Origin of the sequence: Acidovorax soli, assembly GCF_014207955.1 — a bacterium.
Classification (GTDB): Bacteria; Pseudomonadota; Gammaproteobacteria; order Burkholderiales; family Burkholderiaceae_C; genus Acidovorax; species Acidovorax soli_A.
In genome coordinates this window covers 165526-183115 of the sequence record NZ_JACHLK010000006.1, presented here as the reverse complement: position 1 = coordinate 183115, position 17590 = coordinate 165526, and the positions used below count along the sequence as shown (strand labels likewise).

Below are 17590 nucleotides of genomic sequence, written 5' to 3'. Positions count from 1 at the left end.
TAATTGGGGCCATGACCTCCAAAGAAAACCAAGCCGCCGCTGATTTCAGCGCGCTGGCCCTCGGCCCTGCCACGCTGGCCAACCTGCAGCAACTGGGCTACACGCAGATGACCCCCATCCAGGCAGCCAGCCTGCCACCCGCCCTGCTGGGCAAGGACCTGATCGCCCAGGCCAGCACCGGCAGCGGCAAGACGGCCGCCTTCGCCCTGGCCCTGCTGGCCAACCTCAACCCGCGCCGCTTCGCCGTGCAGGCGCTGGTGCTGTGCCCCACGCGCGAGCTGGCCGACCAGGTGACCACCGAGATCCGCCGCCTGGCGCGGGCCGAAGAGAACATCAAGGTGGTGACCCTGTGCGGTGGCGTGCCGCTGCGCGGCCAGGCCGTGAGCCTGGAACACGGCGCCCACATCGTGGTGGGCACGCCCGGGCGCGTCATGGACCACTTGGAGCGCCAGAACCTGTCGGTGGAGGCGCTCAACACCCTGGTGCTCGACGAGGCCGACCGCATGCTGGACATGGGCTTCTTCGACGACATCGCCACCGTGGCGCGCCAGTGCCCCCAGGGACGCCAGACCCTGCTGTTCTCGGCCACCTACCCCGAGGGCATTGCCAAGCTCAGCCAGCAGTTCATGAAGGCGCCCGTACAGATCACCGTGCAGGCCCAGCATGCCGAGGGCAAGATCGCGCAGCGCTGGTACGAGGTGAAGAACTCCGAACGCCTGCACGTGGTCTCGCAGATCCTGAACCACTTCCGCCCCGAGTCCTCGCTGGCGTTCTGCAACACCAAGCAGCAGTGCCGCGACCTCGTGGCCGTGCTGCAGGCCCAGGGCTTCAGCGCCCTGGCGCTCTACGGCGAACTCGAGCAGCGCGAGCGTGACCAGGTGCTGGTGCAGTTTGCCAACCGCAGCTGCTCGGTGCTGGTGGCGACCGACGTGGCCGCGCGCGGCCTGGACATCGCCAACCTGGCGGCCGTGGTGAATGTGGACGTGACGCCCGACCCCGAGGTGCACATCCACCGCATCGGCCGCACCGGCCGCGGCGATGCCGAGGGCCTGGCGCTCAACCTCGCGAGCATGGACGAGATGGGCAGCGTGGGCAAGATCGAGCAGTTGCAGGGCCGCGAATCGCGTTGGTACCCGTTGGCCGAGCTCGTGCCCACGGGCGGTGGGCCGCTGGTGCCGCCCATGGCCACCATCCAGATCGTGGGCGGGCGCAAGGAAAAGATCCGCGCCGGCGACGTGCTGGGCGCACTCACGGGCGAGATGGGCTACACGCGCGAGCAGATCGGCAAGATCAACGTCAACGAGTTCTCCACCTATGTAGCGGTGGACCGTTCCATCGCCCGCCAGGCGGCCGACCGCCTCAACAGCGGCCGCGTCAAGGGCAAGGCCGTCAAAGCGCGCCTGGTCACGGACTGACCAGCATCTGCACCATGGCATCGTAGCCCCGCTGGCGTGCCAGTTGCAGGGGGGTGTTGCCCTGCCGGTCGGTCAGCGCCTTGCTGGCGCCGGCCTGGACCAGGGCCTTGAGCGTGGCCTGGTGGCGCGGCCCGCCATTGCCCAGCACGATGGACTCGATCAGCGCCGTCCAGTGCAGGTTGTTCACATGGTCCAGCGGCGCGCCGGCGGCGATCAACTGGCGCACCACGCCATCGTGGCCCAGGTGGGCGGCGGCAATCAGGGCCGTGCCGTCGTAGCGGCTGGTCACCTGTTTCGCGCTGGCGCCCAGCGAGAGCAGCAGGGCCAGGGTCTCTTCGTCGTCGGCCACAGCGGCGATGGTCACGGCGTCGTAGCGGTCGTTCTCCAGCAGGTCCAGCCCGGCGCCGGCCTTGGCCAGCACGCGGATGGCTTCGCGCTGGCGCGCGAAGGTGGCCACATGCAGGGCCGTGCGGCCATGGGCGTCGCGGGCATTGAGCTGGGCGGCACCGGCGCTGGCCAGCAGGCGCTGCAGCGCCGCGCTGTCACCCTGGGCCGCCGCGGCATGCACGCCCTGGTAGGCGGCGATGTCGGCCGCGCTGGGCGGCACCTGGGCCTGGGCCGGCTGCAGCGCAGCGCAGGCCAGGGTCGCGGCGATGGCGCACAGCGCACGCGCCGTGCTGGCGAAAGGGGGGGCGGTGCGGTGGGCCATGGCGTGCTCTGGTTCGGTTCGCGAGGGCTTACTTGAGCTGGTCCTGCACCTTGGCGATGCCCGCCACGGCGCATTGCTCGTCCAGGTGGCCGCCGGGCGCACCGCCCACGCCCACGGCGCCGATCACTTCATTGCCCACCTTCACGGGCACGCCGCCGCCCAGCAGCAGGTAACCGGGGATGTTGACCAGGTTGGCGGCGGCGGGGTTCTTCTGTGCGCCTTCCATCATGGCCAGCGTGGTGTTCTTGGCCGATGCCGAGGTGTAGGCCTTCAGGCGGCTGGCTTCCAGCGTGTGCGGGCCGGCGTTGTCGGCGCGGTAGACGGCGCGCACGGTGCCGGCGCGGTCCACCACGGTGGCGGTCACGGCATAGCCGTTGGCGGTGCAGGTGGCCACGGTCTGGGCGGCGATCTGCGTGGCCAGGTCCAGCGAGATGTTCTTCTCGGTGCGCACGCCTTCGGCGCTGGCGGCGGTGGCAGCGAATGCGATGGCGATGGCGGCGGCGGTCTTGGCGTAGCGTTGCATGGTGTGTTCTCCGGTGGTTTGGAAGGCCGGCCTGGCAAGGTGTCGGGCCGTGGGAGAACTGTAAAAAACGCCGGCCGCCGGCACCATTCGTGCGGCTACGCGCGGGCCTCCGTAGAACTACGGAGCGCCGTCCACCAGCGCTGCATAGCGCCGTATCAGCTGGGCCAGCGATTCGGCCCCGAGCTTGGCGAACAGGTTGGCGCGGTGGGTTTCGACCGTGCGCGGCGAGAGTTCGAGCGCGCGGCCGATCTCCTTGTTGGTCAGCCCCTCGATGATCAGGCCCAGCACCTCGCGTTCGCGCGCCGAGAGCTGGGCATGGCGCTCGCGCGCCTGCTGGTCGGCCTGCTGGCGCTCGCGCGAGCGCACATGCTGGCGCACGGCGTTCTGCAGGGTCTCCAGCAGCACCTCGTCGTCCACCGGCTTTTCCAGGAACTCGGCCGCCCCGGCCTTGAAGGCGCGCCGGCACATGTCCACCGTGCCATGGCCGGTGAGCATCACCACGGGCTGGTCCACCCCTTGGGCCAGCAACTGCTCCAGCAGGGCCAGGCCGCTGGTGCCCGGCATGCGCACGTCGAGCACGATGGCGCCGATGCTGGCGCGGTCGAAGCCGCTGGCAAAGGCCAGCGGGTCGGCCCAGGCCTGCACGCGCAGGCCCACGGTGCTGATGAGCAGGGAGAGGCTGTCGCGCACGGCGGCATCGTCGTCCACCAGGTGGATCAGCGGGGACAGGGGCGTGGCGTGGTCGGTCATGGATGCACGGGGGTGTGGAGGGACGCGGCCGGGTGGGCCACCGCGGGCGCCTGCGCCGTCACGGGCAGCTCCAGCACGAAGGCCGCACCGCGCCCGCCGGCCGGCGCCAGCCAGAGCTGCGCGCCCATGGCCTGCGCCAGGCTTTCGCACAGCGTGAGCCCCAGGCCCAGGCCGCCTTCGCGCGTGGTGTAGAAAGGTTCGAACAGGCGCTCGCGCGCCTCGGCCGGGATGCCCGGGCCATGGTCGCGCACGGTCAGCGCCACCTGGCCCGTGTCCTGCTGCGCCATGTGCAGTTCGAGCCGGCGCTCGCTGGCCGGCACCTGTTCCATGGCCTGCAAGGCATTCATCACCAGGTTGTGCACGATCTGCTGCAGCGCCACGGGCTCGGCCAGCACCGCGGGCAGGTCGGGTTCGGCGGCCAGCTCCAGGGCCACGCCGCGCTGGCGGAGCTCGGGCTCCACCAGGTGCAGCACGTCCTGCACAGCGGCCGGCAGTGCCAGCGGCTGGGCCTGGCCGGCCAGGTCGGGCCGCTCCACCAGGCGGCGCAGCCGGCCCACCACGGCCGATGCGCGGCGCGCCTGCTCCACGGCGCGGCCCATGGCTTCGAAGGCCGTGTCCAGGTCGGGCGGCGACTCGCCCAGCAGGCGCTTGGCGGCCTGGGTGCTGGCCAGCAGGGCCGTGAGGGGCTGGTTGAGCTCGTGCGCCATGCCGGCGGCCAACTCGCCCAGGGTATTGAGCCGGGCCACCTGGCCCAGGCGCAGCAGTTCTTCGGCCCGCTGGCGCGCCACACGCTGGCGCCACCAGGCCAGGGCCCCGGCCCACAGCGCCGCAGTGAGTGCACACCAGCCCAGCATGGCCCACCAGGGCAGCTCGGCCGGGGTCACGGTGCGTTCGGCCACCACGTCCAGGGGCTGGCTGGGCGATGCCAGCAGCTTGTGCACGCCGAATCGCCAGCCCATGCGGTCGAGGTGGCGGCCTGGCTGCACGATGAAGGCCTGGCCGGACTGTTCGAGCGCCACGCGCACCGGGCTGGTCACCCGGTTCATCGGCCATTCCTCCTGCGGCACGGTGGCGGCCAGATCGATCTGCAGCGCGTAGCTGGCGGGGCTGCCCGCCAGCACCAGGTGGTAGCGGCCGGCGGCCAGATCGGCCAGGGCCATCTCGGCGCGCCCGGTGCGGCGCGATGTGGCTTCGGCGGCATCGAGCGCCGCCTTCTGCGCGGCCGGCCAGGCACCGCCGGCCGGCCGCTGCAGCACGGCCAGGATCTGCGGATAGACGGAAGGCAGGCGCGGCAGGGTCGAGGCCGCTGCCGTGTCGGCCATGGCGCCCGGGACCGGGGGCTGGAGCAGGGCCAGCGTGGCCATCACGGCGTCGTGTTGCACCACGCGCTGGCTCAGCAGCCGGTGCACGATGCGCGCGTCGGTATCGAAGGCCGCGCGCAGCTGTTCCACGCGCGCATGGGCGAGCCAGCCGGCGCCGGCTCCGGCCACGAGGGCCCACAACAGCAATCCTGCGAGGCGATGGCGCCATGCCTTGGTCATGGTGCGGATTCTGGCACGCAGGCGGTCTGGTGTAATCCAGTCCGCCATGCCCACCACCACCCCGCCGCACCATCCCTGGCTCACGCCCCGCAATCTGCTGTGGGCGTCGGTGGCCGTGGCGCTGGTCACCATCGCGCTCAAGACACTGGCCTGGTACGTGACCGGCTCGGTCGGCCTGCTGTCGGACGCCATGGAATCCTTCGTCAACCTGGCCAGCGCCGTGTTTGCGCTGGCCATGGTGACCATCGCCCAGTGGCCGGCCGACGAGAACCACCCCTATGGCCACCACAAGGCCGAGTACTTCTCTTCGGGCTTCGAGGGCATTCTCATCGTCGGGGTGTCGCTGGGCATTCTCTGGGCGGCCGGGCACCGGCTCTTCGCTCCACAGCCGCTGGAGCAGGTGGGCTGGGGGCTGGCGCTGTCGGTGGCCAGTTCGGTCCTCAACGGCGTGCTGGCCTGGCTCATGCTGCGCTCATCGCGTGTGCACCAGTCGATTGCGCTGGAGGCCGATGCGCGCCACCTCTTCACCGATGTCTGGACCTCGGCCGGCGTGCTGGTGGGCATCACGGCTGCGGCACTCACGGGCTGGCTGTGGCTCGACGCGGCAGCCGCGATCGCCGTCGGGCTCAATATCCTCAGGGAGGGCGTGTCCCTGGTCTGGCGCTCCTCCCAGGGCCTGATGGACGAGGCCGCCGAGCCCGAGGTCCAGGCCGCCATCGAGGCCACGCTGCAGCGCTTCGCGCAGGCGCAGGTGCCCGGGGCGGTGCGCTTCGACCATGTGTCCACGCGGCGCGCGGGCCAGCGCCAGTTCGCCAGCCTGCACCTGCATGTGCCCGCCAACTGGACCCTGGGCCAGGCCGCCCGCTTGCGCGGCCAGGTGGAGCGGGCCCTGGTGGCGGCCGTGCCCGGCCTGCGTGCCACCATCGAGCTGCTGCCCAACGACGTGGAGGCGCTTTTCCATGAACCCGAAACCGAGGATGTGACGACGTGATCAGTGTGATTCAGCGCGTGCGCGAGGCGCGCGTGGACGTAGAGGGCCAGACCGTGGGCGCCATCGGCCATGGCCTGTTGGTGCTGGTGTGCGCCGAGCGCGGCGACACCGAGGCCGAGGCCGACCGGCTGCTGGCCAAGCTGCTCAAGCTGCGCATCTTCGGCGACGAGGCCGGCAAGATGAACCGCAGCCTGCAGGACGTGGCCGGCGGCCTGCTGCTGGTGAGCCAGTTCACGCTGGCTGCCGACACCACCGGCGGCAACCGCCCGAGCTTCACCCAGGCCGCCGCGCCCGACGAGGGGCGGCGCCTGTTCGACTACGTGGTGGAGCAGGCCCGTGCCCTGCACCCGGTGGTGGCCACCGGCCGCTTTGCGACCGAGATGCAGGTGCACCTCATCAACGACGGGCCGATCACCATACCGCTGCGCATTGCGCCAGCGGCGCCTGTGCAGTAGGCAGGGTCAGGCGGCAACGAGTTTCTGGAACGAGCCCAGAACCGCCGGGCCGTTGAAGGGCTTGACGATCCAGCCGCGGACGCCGGCGGCCTTGCCGCGCTCCTTCATGGCAGGCGAGTTCTCGGTGGTCAGCATCACGATGTTGACGCCGGTGTTCTTGAGCTCGCCACGCACCTTCTCGGCCATGGTCAGGCCGTCCATGTGGGGCATGTTCACGTCGCAGACCACGAGCTTGATGCGCGGGTCCTGCTGCAGTTTGGCGAGGCCATCGCGGCCGTCCACCGCGAACGCGATGTCGAAGCCGTTCTGGCCCAGGAAGTTGCCGACTTCGTTGCGCACGGTGCTGGAGTCATCGACGACGAGGATATTGGCCATGGTGCTGTCCTTGTAGGAAAGAGAAAAAGCGGGTCAGAAGAATTCCAGCTCGCCCGCGGTCTCCTGCACCTCGGGGGCTGTCCAGTGGAAGTCCATGGGGGTGTAGGCGCGGGCGCACAGGGTCGCGTACAGGGGCGGGCCGGGCAGCAGGTCGGTGATCTCGAAGTGCTGCAGGTGGTCCGTACCGATCTGCGCCAGGTGCGGCAGGCTGCGGATGTCCAGGACCTGCGGGGTGGACAGGCCCAGGCAGTCGTAGAACGCACCCAGTTCGCGGTTCAGCGTGCCGCAGCACATGTTGCCGATCTCGCAGACCGCGTCGAGGAACGGCTGGCCGCCCATGCCGGATTCGTCCAGGCCGATCCGGCCCGCGATCCAGGCGCGGGTGCGCGCATCGTGTGCGAAGTGCAGCGCCGTGATGATGCGAAAGGAGTAGGAGGCAATCGACAGCACCGCCATGTGGGTGGCTGCCGATGCCGGCCCGGGGGCGGCCACGGCGCGGAGCTGCGCGCCGGGGTGGTGCTGCGCCATGCTCTGGCGCAGGCCCTCGGCCATCATGCCGTCCAGGCTGTCCCTGGCGCGTTGGCTCAGTGTCATGGTGTTGGGATCAGGCGCCCAGGGCGGTCTGGATCTTGCGATTGGTCAGCGCCAGGCCCATGGCCGTGTTGATGACCATCTTGCCGCCCGCCTGCATGTCCTGGAAGGTGGTGGTGGCGATCAGGTCGTTCTTGTAGAGGTTGTCCCGGTAGTGCTTGGACAGGGCTTCGGCGTTCACCGAGAGCGCGCGCATCTCGTTGGCCACCACGGCAAAGCCGCGCCCCGCACCGCCCGCGCGGGCCGCCTCGATCGAGGCATTCAGCGCCACGATCACCATCTGGCGCACGATGCGCGCGAACTCGTCGTTCTTCTCGTGCATGTCCTTGTTGTGGGCCACGAGCTTGCTCATGTCGGCATGCCAGCGCTCGAAGGTCTTGCTGATGCCCTGCAGCTCGGCCAGGGCCTTGGCCAGTGTCTGGCTGTGGCCCATCGCGCCCTGCACCACGGCCTGGGTCTGCTGCCCGGCGCTGTGTGCGATCAGGCGCTGCTCCTGCTGCCACTGCGTGAGGGCGTCTTCCATGCGGGCCTGGGTCTGCTGCAGCGTATCGTGCAGTTGATCGACCTGGGTCTGGAGCCGGGCGTTCTCACTCTCCAGCGCCCATTGGGCATGCGGGTCCTCGGCCTCGGCCGCCAGCGCGGCCTGGCGCAGCCGGCGGCGTGAAAGCCATCCGACCAGCGCTGCGCCCAGTGCGCCTCCGCACAGCAGCATCAGGATGTCCATCATCGTGCGGCCTCCTCGGCAAACTCCACCGGGGTGCGCTGCGCCACGCCGTACTGCGCGGGCAGGTGGATCACGGTCTGGAACGGCGCATGCTCCGAACCCTCTGTGGTCGGCCCCAGTTCGAGCGCGATGCTGCCGCCCACGGATTCGACGAAGGCCTTCACCGCGTCCATGCCGACCCCGCGGCCCGAGATGGCGGTCACCGCGCGGGCGGTGGAGAAACCGGGGGCAAAGACCAACTGGGCCGTTTCGGCGGGCGTGAGGCGGCGGCCCTCTGGCACCAGCCCCGAGGCGACAGCCTTGTCGCGGATGCGGGCGAGGTCCAGGCCCCGGCCATCGTCGGACAGCCGCAGCGTGAGCTGCGCGCCGGCCTGGTGCAGGCTGATTCCAATCCGGCCCTGCGGCGGCTTGCCGTTGGCGGCGCGCTCCGCCGCTGCCTCGATGCCGTGGTCCAGCGCGTTGCGCAGCAGGTGCATGAAGGTGTTGCGCAAGACGTCGGCGACCTGGGTGCGCAGCACCACGCCACCATCGGCGATGGCGACCTGGGGCGCTTCCTTGCCCAGTTCTTGCGCCAGTCCGGGCAGCGAGGCGAGCACCGGTTCCAGCATGTCCTGCAGCGGGCTGGTGCCCAGCAGTTGCAGGGCGTGCTGTACCTCTTCGAGCAGGGCACGCGGGGCGTTGGCGTCGCCGCTCTGGAGGGCATTGTCAGTGGCGTGCAGCAGCGCGTCGATGCGTTCGCGGGGCACCATCAGGTACTTTTCCACGCTGCCACGGCGCCCCGGGCCCTTGCGGCCGAGCGTGGTGTCGTTGATCTGGGCATAGTGCTCCAGCGATGCGCGCACCGCCTGCAGTTCGGCTTCGAGTGCTGCAACGTCCCAGCCCGAGAGTTCCTGGCGCAAAGTGTCGTAGCGCTGCTCGGCCGTGTGGGCCACGTCCGCCAGCTGCAGCAGGCCGTAGGTGCGGGCATTGCCCTTGAGGGTGTGCATGTTGCGAAACAGCTCCGCGACAGCGGCGCTGCGGGCCGGCGCATCGGTGGCTGCGGCGTCCAGCAGGCGCTGGTTGTGCCGCACGAAGGAGGCCGAGCTGTCCGCGAAGTCCTGGAATTTCTCCTGCTGCACGGCCAGCACCTCGCCGATCATGGCCAGCTCCTGCTTTTGCACCTGGGCGGCCCGTGCCAGCTCGCGCAACTCGGTCACGTCGCGCACGCAGAGCATCAGGCGCTCGATGCTTGCGTCGGCCGCTGCGATGGGTGACCAGGTGAGGTCCAGCACCTTGGGCCGCCCGTCCCCGAAACGCGCGCTCACCTCGCCGGGCAGCAGGTGGGCGTTGAAGTCGAAGTTCATCAGGTCCTCGCCGATGCACGCGTCGATGGCCGTGGTGGCCTGCGAGAGCGCATCCGCACCCAGATCGGTGTGGGTGAGCAGCAGATCGACCACGCTGCGCCCGGCGATTTCGCGGGTGCCGACGATGCTGGCCAGGTGGTCCGAGTATTCGGGGTGGACCAGGCCGCCAGCCTGCAGCGTCAGGATGCCCTGGGGAATGGTGTGCAGCATGACCTGGATGTCGGCCGTCCGCTGGCGGACCAGCTCGGTGCTCTCCTCGATCTTGGCCACCATGAGGTTGAAGGCCGTGAGCGAGCGCCCGATCTCGTCCATGCGCGCCACTGGCACGCGGTGCGAGAAGTCCTGGCTGGTGGCGATCTCGGTCATCTTGCGCTCCATTTCGCCGATGGGGCGCACGATCTGGCGGTACAGCATGAGCCCGATGCCCGCCATGCCCAGCACCGCCACCAGGGTGATCGCGCTCAGCGTGGTCGTGGTTTCGCGCAGGTTGGTGTTCAGCGAGGCGATGGCCTGGTCCTTGCCGCGGCGTTTTTCCACCTGCACGGCCTCGATCATCTGGCCCTGCTCGCGCAGGTACTGGTCCACGGTCGCGGCCATGGTGGCCTCGGCGGCCTCCTGCTGGCCGGCCAGCTTGAACTGGGCCGTGCTGTCGATGGCCTGGAAGTAGTTCTCCAGGCTCATCTCGGCCTCTTTGATCAGGCCGCGCTGGGCGTCGCTGTCGGCCTGGCGCGTCTGCTCGGCCAGGGCCTTCTGCAGGTCCGCCTTGCGCGTGGAGAGGGCTTCGTGCAGGGTCTTGGCGCTGGCTTCGTCGGGTGCCGAGACCATGGCCATGGTGGCGATGTGCACATCCTTGAGCTGGCCCATCAGTTCCACCGACTGGATGGTGCTGGGCACCACGCCTTCGGTGACTGCCTTGACCTGCTGGGCCCCGCGGGACGACTGGTACAGCGCAAAGCCGCCGATGGCGCACAGTGCCAGGAAGGTGAGGGTGATGAGCAGGGTGATGCGCAGGCGGACGGTCATGGGCAGGACTGGCGGCTGAACCAATGTAACAATTTGATTCAACTGTCGCCGCCACGCATTGCGGCTTGATGACAGTGCCCCCGGGCAGCCAAGGGGCAAGCCCGCCTGGTTCGGCGCAGAGAGCCAGCGCTCCAGGCCTGCGCGGGCTGCTACGGCAAGGTGAACGCCAGCGCGAAGGGCAGGAACACCAGCGCGCCCAGATTGCCGATGAGCACCATCGACGCCACCTTGTCGGGCTCCTGCCGGTAGCGCTCGGCCAGGATGAAGTTGATCACCGCGGGCGGTAGCGCACCGAAAACCAGCAGCAGACCCTGCTCGCGCGGCGCGAGGCCCATGCCCCAGGCCACGGCCCAGGCGATGGCCATGCCCGCCACCGGGCGCAGCACGGCACCGAAGACGCCGAAGCCGATGGAGTGGATGCGCGAGTCCGCCATGCGCACCCCGAGCGCGAACAGCATCAGTGGGATGGAGATGTCGCCCACCATGCGGATGGCCGTGAGCAGGGGCGGCCACAGCTCCCAGCCCGCCAGGCCCACGACCAGGCCTGCGATGGCCGCCAGGATGGCGGGCGAGGCCCACACCGTGCGCAGCCGTGCCTGGTGGTCCAGCAGCCAGATGCCGAACGAGAACTGCAACGCGTTGGAGACCACGAACATCGCCACCGCCGGTGCCAGCGCTTCCTGGCCGAAGGCCAGCACCGCCAGCGGCAGGCCCAGGTTGCCGCAGTTGTTGAACATCATGGGCGGCACCAGCGTCTTGGGGTCCATGCGCAGCGCACGTGCCACCAGCCAGCCCACCACGCCCGTGCCGGCGATGAGCAGCAGCGTGGCCGCCAGCAGCGGCAGGTGGTCCTGGGCGCGGAAATCCTTGCTCGCGATGGCGCCGAACACCAGGGCCGGCGCGAACACGGCCAGGTTGAGCTCGTTGGTGGTGGAGAGATCGGGCTTCATGCGCCGCCCGACGGCATAGCCCAGGGCTGCAATGGCGAACAAAGGAAACAGGATGGAGAGAATGCGCAGCAGCATGGAAACCCGGGGAGCGATTCCCCGAGCTTAAAGCACCTGCGCCAGGCCTGCAGGGGCAGGCCTCAGCCGCCTGCGCTCGCCAGCACTTGGCGCAGGCGACCCGCGTCGATCATTTCCCGGGTGTCCTGAGTGCCGGGCTGCATCCACCACCGCCCCGCAGTCATTGCCGCCAGAAGAATAAGCCCGCCATCACCAACCCCGTGGCCACGATGCCGGCGCGCAGCCAGTGCGCGGGGATGCGCCGCGCCACGCGCGCACCGCCGTAGCCGCCGGCCGTGGCGGCCAGCATCATCATCAGGGCCTGGGGCCACTGCACCACGCCACCGGCCGCATAGATGGCCACGGCAATCGCCGTGAGCAGGGCCGACACCCAGTTCTTGAGGCCGTTCATGGCATGCAGGTTCGCCTGCCCGAGCAGACCGAACAGGGCCAGCAGCAGGATGCCGAGCCCGCCATTGAAGTAGCCGCCATAGGCCGCCACGGCCAGCAGGCCTGCGACGGCCTTGGGGGTGGAGGGGGCGCCGTCCGCCAGCCGTTGCCGCAGCCAGGGGCCGAAGGCGAACAGCGCCGTGGCGGCCAGCAGCAGCCAGGGCACCACGCGGCGGAAAGTGGACTCGGGCGTGACCAGCAGCAGGGCCGCACCGGCCGCACCGCCCACGAGGGCCAGCACCACCAGCAGCCGCATCGACAGCCCGGGCGGTGGCGCCGTGTCTTCGCGGAATCCCCAGGCCCCCGCCATGTAGCCGGGCAGCAGCGCCACCGTGCCCGTGGCATTGGCCACCACCGGGGGCACCCCTGTGAACACCAGGGCTGGCAGGGTCAGGAAGCTGCCCCCCCCGGCAACGGCATTGAGGGCGCCGGCCACGAAGGCAGCGGCAAGCAGCAGGGCAATTTCAGGCATGGAACGCAGGGGTCGGTGGTGCAGAGAAAGCGCCAGCCCAGGCTGGCGTCGCGCGCATCTTAGGGGGAGATGCAGCGCCCTGCGCGGTCACGGCGCATGGATAGGGTAAAAGGTGTTTTGCCTCAAAAAGGGAAATTCCAAGGGCCTCCCCCGCTTCACCATGCGCACCCTGCATTTCATCAGCCACCCCGATGTCGTGATCGACCCCGCTGTGCCCATCACCCGCTGGTCCCTGTCCGCGCGTGGCAGAGACCGCATGGCGGCGGCGCTCGCGCTGCCCTGGGTGGCGGGCCTGTCATCCATCTACTGCAGCACCGAGCAAAAGGCCATCGATGGCGCTGCCATTCTGGCGGCGCATTGCGGGCTGGGGTTCACCCAGGATCCAGCGCTGGGCGAAAACGACCGCAGCTCCACCGGCTATCTTCCGCGGGCCGAGTTCGAGGCCGTGGCCGATGTGTTCTTTGCGCAGCCCGGTGCATCGGTGCGCGGCTGGGAGACGGCCATCGATGCGCAGGCCCGGATCACGGCGGCCGTGGCCTCCATTGCTGCCAGCGACACCACGGCCGGCGGTATCGCCATCGTCTCGCACGGTGCCGTGGGGACCTTGCTGTACTGCCACCTCACCGGTCAGCCCATTGCACGGCGCTGGGACCAGCCTGCCAACGGCGGCGGCAACTACTTCACGGTCCAGTGGGGTGCGCAGCCCCGCGCACTGTCCTGGTGGCTGCCGGTGGATGGGGTTTCCTAGCGCTTGCGGGCCTTCGCCGGCCTGGCCGCCACGGGCTTGGCGTCGTAGGGGTCGGCAAAGCCCAGTTCCTGCAGGATGGCGGTTTCGTAGGACTCCATCTCGTCGGCATCGGCCGCGCTGGTCTCGTGGTCCCAGCCCTGGGCGTGCAGTGCGCCATGCACCAGCATGTGGGCGTAGTGCTCTTCCAGGCTCTTGTTCTGCTCCTTCGCCTCGCGCTCGATCACCGGGGCGCACAGCACCAGGTCGGCCGCGACCAGGGGCTCCTGGGTGTAGTCGAAGGTCAGCACATTGGTCGCATAGTCCTTGTACCGGTAGTCCTTGTTGAGCTGGCGGCCTTCCTCGGCATCGACGATGCGCACGGTGATCTCTGCGTCGGTGGCCAGGGCGTGGCGTATCCAGCGCGCGACCTTGTGGCGTGGCAGCACGGCGCGGTGGGCGGCGGCGCCGTCGAAGCGGCCGAATTGCAATGACAGGGACAGTTGGTTCAATGGCATGGATGGCTCTCAGTGCTTGCTCGCCGCGCTGCGGCGCGTGGTCGAGGCCTCGTAGGCATCGACGATGCGTGCCACCAGCGGGTGGCGCACCACGTCGGCGCTGGTGAAGCGGGTGACGGCGATGCCCTTGACGCGCTTGAGGATCCGCTCGGCGTCGATCAGGCCGCTCATGGCGCCCTTGGGCAGGTCGATCTGGCTCACGTCGCCCGTGACCACGGCGCGCGAGCCGAAGCCGACGCGCGTGAGGAACATCTTCATCTGCTCGGGCGTGGTGTTCTGGGCTTCGTCCAGGATCACGAAGGCGTTGTTCAGCGTGCGCCCGCGCATGAAGGCCAGCGGTGCGATCTCGATGGCATTGCGCTCGAAGGCCTTCTGCACCTTGTCGCTGCCCATCAGCTCGTACAACGCGTCGTACAGCGGGCGCAGGTAGGGGTCCACCTTCTGCGCCAGGTCGCCGGGCAGGAAGCCCAGGCGCTCGCCGGCTTCCACGGCCGGGCGGGTCAGCACGATGCGCTGCACATTGCTGCGCTCCAGCGCGTCCACCGCGCAGGCCACGGCCAGGTAGGTCTTGCCGGTGCCGGCCGGGCCGATGCCGAAGGTGATGTCGTGCGTGGCGATGTTCTGCAGGTACAGGTTCTGCGTGGGCGTGCGCCCGCGCAGGTCGGTCCGGCGCGTATTGAGCACGATGGCGTCGTCCGGCGCTTCCAGCAGTTCGCTGTCGCCCGCCAGCATGAGCTGGATGTGGTCTTCGGGAATGGGGCGCTCGGCCATCTCGTACAGGGCCTGCAGCAGCTCCATGGCCTGGGTTGCCTTGGCCTTGGGTCCATCGACCTTGAACTGCTCGTGCCGGTGCGCAATGCTGACCTGCAGCGCCTCCTCGATGGTGCGCAGGTGCGCATCGGCCGGCCCGCACAGGTGGGTGAGCCGGGTGTTGTTGTGGGGAGTGAAGGTGTGGCGCAGGATCACGCTGATAATTCCCGTCAGGCAATGGAAACGGCCGCAGGCACGGTGCATGCGGCGGCGCCGCGCGGCACGCCAGCGTCGGCAAAGGACATCAATGATAGGCAAATTGACCGGCACCCTGCTGGAGAAGAATCCCCCCGAGGTGCTTTTGGACTGCCACGGCGTGGGCTACGAGGTGAATGTGCCCATGAGCACCTTCTACAACCTGCCCTCGGTGGGCGAGCGCGTGAGCCTGCTCACGCAGTTCATCGTGCGCGAGGACGCGCAGCTGCTCTACGGCTTTGGCACGCCCGAAGAGCGCCAGGCCTTTCGCGAGCTGATCAAGATCTCGGGCGTGGGCCCGCGCACGGCGCTGTCCATCCTGAGCGGCATGGGCGTGGGCGACCTGGCCCAGGCCATCACGCTGCAGGAGGCGGGGCGCCTGGTCAAGGTGCCCGGCATCGGCAAGAAGACCGCCGAGCGCCTGCTGCTGGAGCTCAAGGGCAAGCTGGGTGCCGACATGGGCGGCGCACACCACCACGCCGCCAGCGATGCCCAGGCCGACATCCTGCAGGCCCTGCTGGCCCTGGGCTACAACGACAAGGAGGCGGCCGCCGCGCTCAAGGCCCTGCCGGCCGACGTGGGCGTGAGCGAGGGTATCAAGCTGGCACTCAAGTCACTGGCCAAATAGCTACTGGGCTTCGCGTACCAGGCGGCCATTCGTCGCCTGCACGGGCCGTGCGTTGGGCGGCGACACGCGCTGCAGCAGGCGCAGCTGTTCGAGCCCTATGCTCACCGGGGCCTTCATCACGATGCGCAGCACGCCCTCGGTGCAGGGCGGGGCGCTCAGGGAGCCTGCATACTGGTAGTAGCGCCGGTCCTGCGGCAGCAGCTCGCCCACGGAAAGCACCGGCTGCGGCAGGCGCACGCGGTCCTGCGCATCCAGGGGCATGTGCGTCCAGATGCGGGTGATGAAAGCATTGGGGTTGCCCAGCTGCATGGGCACGCTCACCACGGCCATCTGGCCGTTCGGGCCCTGGTACACCAGTTCGGTGGCCATGGGGTAGTTCTGCAGGTGCACCCGCTCCTCCGCCGGGTGGCGGAACTGCAGGCGCACCAGGCGCCAGGGGGCCCCGCGCAGGGGCAGGATGCTGGCGCCTTCCACCTCCAGTTCCAGGCCGTGCCCCGTGTTCCACACCGTGCCGCCGAAGAACTGGTGGCCGAAGGGCAGGGGGTCTGCCGGGCCGACCGCAACATCCTGGGCCGTGATGTGGATCGGCGACTGCCGCGTGCCCTGGCTGCAGGCCGCAAAGTCCGGGTGCAGGCTGCCCCAGGCCTGGGGGCCTTTGTCGCCGCTGGCGTGGTCCCAGCGCACCGTGCGCGGGTCGGCAGGCGGTGGTGGCGGGGCCGGCGGCGCGGCGGCGGCGAGCTCGGCCGCCCGCGTCTGGATGTAACGGCGGCTGGCTCCAGGGTCCTGCACGGCCGGCCGGGGCGGGGCCGGCGGGGGGGCTTCGGCCTTGGCCGGCATGCGCGGGCGCTCGGACGGAATGCGCACTTCCACGCTGGGCAGGGGCTCAGCCCGCCGGCGTGCGCCTGGCGGGGTGGGGGCCGCATTCCGGGCCTTGGCGCGCTGGATGGCCTCGTCGATCCGGGTGGCCAGGGTGGCCTTGTCCTGCGGGTTCTCGATGCGGATCGTGCCGCTGGCGGCCCGCGAGGGCGGGGGCGGCGCGGTCTGGGCGGTCGCGGCAAGGGCGGTGGCGCCACAGGCCGCCAGCGCGGCCAGCTGTTGCAGCAGCAGTGGCCGGGGCAGGCGGGTGGGCGCGGGCATCGTCTTTTTCATGGTCTTCTTCCTCTATCGGCGCCGCTCCCGCTTACTTTACCCCTGGGGAGACGCCCGGGCGATATAGTTCCAGCCTGCCCGCCTGCGCGGGCATTCGACCCCCGGACAGAACCACCGTGACCATCCAGACCGACGATTTCGCCCCCGTGCCACCGCCCAAGCGCGTGGTGTCCGCCGCGCCCGCCTCCCCGCAGGAGGAGGCGATCGAGCGTGCCCTGCGGCCCAAGCTGCTGCAGGAGTACGTGGGCCAGGCCAAGGCGCGCGAGCAGCTGGAGATCTTCATCGGCGCGGCGCGCAAGCGCGAGGAGGCGCTGGACCATGTGCTGCTGTTCGGCCCGCCGGGCCTGGGCAAGACCACGCTGAGCCACATCATCGCGGCCGAACTCGGGGTGAACCTGCGCCAGACCAGCGGCCCGGTGCTGGAAAAGCCCAAGGACCTGGCGGCGCTGCTGACCAACCTGGAAAAGAACGACGTCCTCTTCATCGACGAGATCCACCGCCTCTCGCCCGTGGTCGAGGAAATCCTCTACCCCGCGCTCGAGGACTACCAGATCGACATCATGATCGGCGAAGGCCCGGCGGCGCGCAGCATCAAGCTCGACCTGCAGCCCTTCACGCTGGTGGGGGCCACCACGCGCGCTGGCATGCTCACCAACCCGCTGCGCGACCGCTTCGGCATCGTGGCGCGGCTGGAGTTCTACACCTCTGAAGAGCTCGCGCGCATCGTGCAGCGCAGCGCCGGCCTGCTCAATGCCCCCATGGACGAGGCGGGCGGCTTCGAGATCGCACGCCGTTCGCGTGGCACGCCGCGCATCGCCAACCGCCTGCTGCGCCGCGTGCGCGACTATGCCGACGTCAAGGGCAATGGCCGCATCACGCAGGAGATCGCCAACCGCGCCCTGGCCATGCTCGACGTGGACCCGCAGGGCTTCGACGTGATGGACCGCAAGCTGCTCGAGGCCGTGGTGCACCGCTTCGACGGCGGGCCTGTGGGGCTGGACAACATCGCCGCCAGCATCGGCGAAGAGGCCGGCACCATCGAGGACGTGATCGAGCCCTACCTGATCCAGCAGGGCTTTTTGCAGCGCACCACGCGCGGCCGGGTGGCCACGCTGGCCGCCTACCGGCACCTGGGCGTGACACCGCCCAAGACCGGCGGGCAGGACCTGTTCGAAGGCTGAAGCCACCGGGGCGCTGTCC

19 protein-coding genes are annotated in these 17590 nt (G+C 69.8%); 6 read left to right on the top strand and 13 right to left on the bottom strand.

What is annotated here, in order from left to right:
- The first annotated feature begins 11 nt into the window (after positions 1-11).
- A complete protein-coding gene (gene dbpA, locus HNP48_RS16635; protein ID WP_184858961.1) occupies positions 12-1415 on the top strand; it encodes an ATP-dependent RNA helicase DbpA in 1404 nt (467 codons plus the stop codon).
- Here dbpA and HNP48_RS16630 read toward each other — a convergent pair.
- From HNP48_RS16630 to HNP48_RS16615, 4 genes are all read right to left on the bottom strand, one after another.
- Positions 1405-2124, bottom strand: coding sequence for an ankyrin repeat domain-containing protein (locus tag HNP48_RS16630; protein WP_184858958.1), 720 nt, complete (start codon positions 2122-2124; stop codon positions 1405-1407). The two genes, dbpA and HNP48_RS16630, sit on opposite strands and share 11 nt — an antisense overlap.
- A gap of 28 nt (positions 2125-2152) precedes the next feature.
- On the bottom strand, positions 2153-2647 hold the full coding sequence (locus HNP48_RS16625; protein WP_184858956.1) for a heme-binding protein: 495 nt from the start codon (positions 2645-2647) through the stop codon (positions 2153-2155).
- Between the two features lie 117 nt (positions 2648-2764).
- Positions 2765-3397: a response regulator transcription factor gene (locus tag HNP48_RS16620; protein WP_184858953.1), complete on the bottom strand. Its 633-nt coding sequence runs from the start codon at positions 3395-3397 to the stop codon at positions 2765-2767.
- Positions 3394-4938: a sensor histidine kinase gene (locus HNP48_RS16615; protein WP_184858952.1), complete on the bottom strand. Its 1545-nt coding sequence runs from the start codon at positions 4936-4938 to the stop codon at positions 3394-3396. Before HNP48_RS16615 ends, HNP48_RS16620 begins: the two co-directional genes overlap by 4 nt.
- Before the next feature lie 46 nt (positions 4939-4984).
- Between HNP48_RS16615 and HNP48_RS16610 the strand changes: the two genes are divergently transcribed.
- Both HNP48_RS16610 and dtd read left to right on the top strand, forming a co-directional pair.
- Positions 4985-5929 (top strand): cation diffusion facilitator family transporter, encoded by a 945-nt coding sequence (locus tag HNP48_RS16610; RefSeq protein ID WP_184858950.1) that lies wholly within the window; start codon positions 4985-4987, stop codon positions 5927-5929.
- Positions 5926-6384 (top strand): D-aminoacyl-tRNA deacylase, encoded by a 459-nt coding sequence (gene dtd / locus HNP48_RS16605; RefSeq protein ID WP_184858948.1) that lies wholly within the window; start codon positions 5926-5928, stop codon positions 6382-6384. Before HNP48_RS16610 ends, dtd begins: the two co-directional genes overlap by 4 nt.
- Before the next feature lie 6 nt (positions 6385-6390).
- Here the strand turns inward: dtd and HNP48_RS16600 are convergent, their stop codons facing one another.
- The 6 genes from HNP48_RS16600 to HNP48_RS16575 form a co-directional block, all read right to left on the bottom strand.
- Positions 6391-6759, bottom strand: coding sequence for a response regulator (locus tag HNP48_RS16600; RefSeq protein ID WP_184858946.1), 369 nt, complete (start codon positions 6757-6759; stop codon positions 6391-6393).
- A gap of 33 nt (positions 6760-6792) precedes the next feature.
- Complete coding sequence (locus tag HNP48_RS16595) at positions 6793-7353, bottom strand: hypothetical protein (RefSeq protein WP_184858944.1); 561 nt, start codon at positions 7351-7353, stop codon at positions 6793-6795.
- 10 nt (positions 7354-7363) lie between these two features.
- Entirely contained in the window at positions 7364-8077 is a 714-nt protein-coding gene (locus tag HNP48_RS35660; RefSeq protein ID WP_184858942.1) for a methyl-accepting chemotaxis protein, read from the bottom strand.
- Positions 8074-10440: an ATP-binding protein gene (locus HNP48_RS16585; RefSeq protein ID WP_184858940.1), complete on the bottom strand. Its 2367-nt coding sequence runs from the start codon at positions 10438-10440 to the stop codon at positions 8074-8076. Before HNP48_RS16585 ends, HNP48_RS35660 begins: the two co-directional genes overlap by 4 nt.
- A gap of 149 nt (positions 10441-10589) precedes the next feature.
- Positions 10590-11465 carry an AEC family transporter gene (locus tag HNP48_RS16580; RefSeq protein ID WP_184858938.1) on the bottom strand — a complete coding sequence of 292 codons (876 nt, stop codon included), beginning with the start codon at positions 11463-11465 and terminating at the stop codon, positions 10590-10592.
- 160 nt (positions 11466-11625) lie between these two features.
- Positions 11626-12366: a sulfite exporter TauE/SafE family protein gene (locus tag HNP48_RS16575; RefSeq protein ID WP_184858936.1), complete on the bottom strand. Its 741-nt coding sequence runs from the start codon at positions 12364-12366 to the stop codon at positions 11626-11628.
- A 160-nt stretch (positions 12367-12526) separates the two neighbouring features.
- Here HNP48_RS16575 and HNP48_RS16570 point away from each other — a divergent pair, with 160 nt between their 5' ends.
- Positions 12527-13114 carry a histidine phosphatase family protein gene (locus tag HNP48_RS16570; protein ID WP_184858934.1) on the top strand — a complete coding sequence of 196 codons (588 nt, stop codon included), beginning with the start codon at positions 12527-12529 and terminating at the stop codon, positions 13112-13114.
- Here the strand turns inward: HNP48_RS16570 and ybeY are convergent.
- Together ybeY and HNP48_RS16560 are read right to left on the bottom strand one after the other, a co-directional pair.
- Positions 13111-13608 (bottom strand): rRNA maturation RNase YbeY, encoded by a 498-nt coding sequence (gene ybeY / locus HNP48_RS16565; RefSeq protein WP_184858932.1) that lies wholly within the window; start codon positions 13606-13608, stop codon positions 13111-13113. The genes HNP48_RS16570 and ybeY overlap by 4 nt on opposite strands.
- A gap of 9 nt (positions 13609-13617) precedes the next feature.
- The gene (locus tag HNP48_RS16560) at positions 13618-14574 is read right to left on the bottom strand and encodes a PhoH family protein (protein ID WP_184858930.1); all 957 of its coding nucleotides are present in this window, start codon (positions 14572-14574) and stop codon (positions 13618-13620) included.
- Positions 14575-14665: 91 nt separating this feature from the next.
- Here HNP48_RS16560 and ruvA point away from each other — a divergent pair, with 91 nt between their 5' ends.
- The gene (ruvA, locus tag HNP48_RS16555) at positions 14666-15241 is read left to right on the top strand and encodes a Holliday junction branch migration protein RuvA (RefSeq protein WP_184858928.1); all 576 of its coding nucleotides are present in this window, start codon (positions 14666-14668) and stop codon (positions 15239-15241) included.
- On the opposite strand, the gene HNP48_RS16550 is transcribed toward ruvA, so the two are convergent.
- The gene (locus HNP48_RS16550) at positions 15242-16390 is read right to left on the bottom strand and encodes a carbonic anhydrase family protein (RefSeq protein WP_184858926.1); all 1149 of its coding nucleotides are present in this window, start codon (positions 16388-16390) and stop codon (positions 15242-15244) included. It abuts the gene before it with no gap.
- Between the two features lie 116 nt (positions 16391-16506).
- On the opposite strand from HNP48_RS16550, the gene ruvB reads away from it, so the two are divergent.
- Positions 16507-17571, top strand: a complete 1065-nt coding sequence (gene ruvB, locus HNP48_RS16545; RefSeq protein ID WP_184858924.1) for a Holliday junction branch migration DNA helicase RuvB — start codon at positions 16507-16509, stop codon at positions 17569-17571.
- Positions 17572-17590: the final 19 nt, after the last annotated feature.

Bases quoted from the DNA above. Each gene is read 5' to 3' on its own strand.
- dbpA (WP_184858961.1), top strand. From the start codon at position 12: ATGACCTCCAAAGAAAACCAAGCCGCCGCTGATTTCAGCGCGCTGGCC.
- HNP48_RS16630 (WP_184858958.1), bottom strand. From the start codon at position 2,124: ATGGCCCACCGCACCGCCCCCCCTTTCGCCAGCACGGCGCGTGCGCTG.
- HNP48_RS16625 (WP_184858956.1), bottom strand. From the start codon at position 2,647: ATGCAACGCTACGCCAAGACCGCCGCCGCCATCGCCATCGCATTCGCT.
- HNP48_RS16620 (WP_184858953.1), bottom strand. From the start codon at position 3,397: ATGACCGACCACGCCACGCCCCTGTCCCCGCTGATCCACCTGGTGGAC.
- HNP48_RS16615 (WP_184858952.1), bottom strand. From the start codon at position 4,938: ATGACCAAGGCATGGCGCCATCGCCTCGCAGGATTGCTGTTGTGGGCC.
- HNP48_RS16610 (WP_184858950.1), top strand. From the start codon at position 4,985: ATGCCCACCACCACCCCGCCGCACCATCCCTGGCTCACGCCCCGCAAT.
- HNP48_RS16600 (WP_184858946.1), bottom strand. From the start codon at position 6,759: ATGGCCAATATCCTCGTCGTCGATGACTCCAGCACCGTGCGCAACGAA.
- HNP48_RS16595 (WP_184858944.1), bottom strand. From the start codon at position 7,353: ATGACACTGAGCCAACGCGCCAGGGACAGCCTGGACGGCATGATGGCC.
- HNP48_RS35660 (WP_184858942.1), bottom strand. From the start codon at position 8,077: ATGATGGACATCCTGATGCTGCTGTGCGGAGGCGCACTGGGCGCAGCG.
- HNP48_RS16585 (WP_184858940.1), bottom strand. From the start codon at position 10,440: ATGACCGTCCGCCTGCGCATCACCCTGCTCATCACCCTCACCTTCCTG.
- HNP48_RS16580 (WP_184858938.1), bottom strand. From the start codon at position 11,465: ATGCTGCTGCGCATTCTCTCCATCCTGTTTCCTTTGTTCGCCATTGCA.
- HNP48_RS16575 (WP_184858936.1), bottom strand. From the start codon at position 12,366: ATGCCTGAAATTGCCCTGCTGCTTGCCGCTGCCTTCGTGGCCGGCGCC.
- HNP48_RS16570 (WP_184858934.1), top strand. From the start codon at position 12,527: ATGCGCACCCTGCATTTCATCAGCCACCCCGATGTCGTGATCGACCCC.
- ybeY (WP_184858932.1), bottom strand. From the start codon at position 13,608: ATGCCATTGAACCAACTGTCCCTGTCATTGCAATTCGGCCGCTTCGAC.
- ruvA (WP_184858928.1), top strand. From the start codon at position 14,666: ATGATAGGCAAATTGACCGGCACCCTGCTGGAGAAGAATCCCCCCGAG.
- HNP48_RS16550 (WP_184858926.1), bottom strand. From the start codon at position 16,390: ATGAAAAAGACGATGCCCGCGCCCACCCGCCTGCCCCGGCCACTGCTG.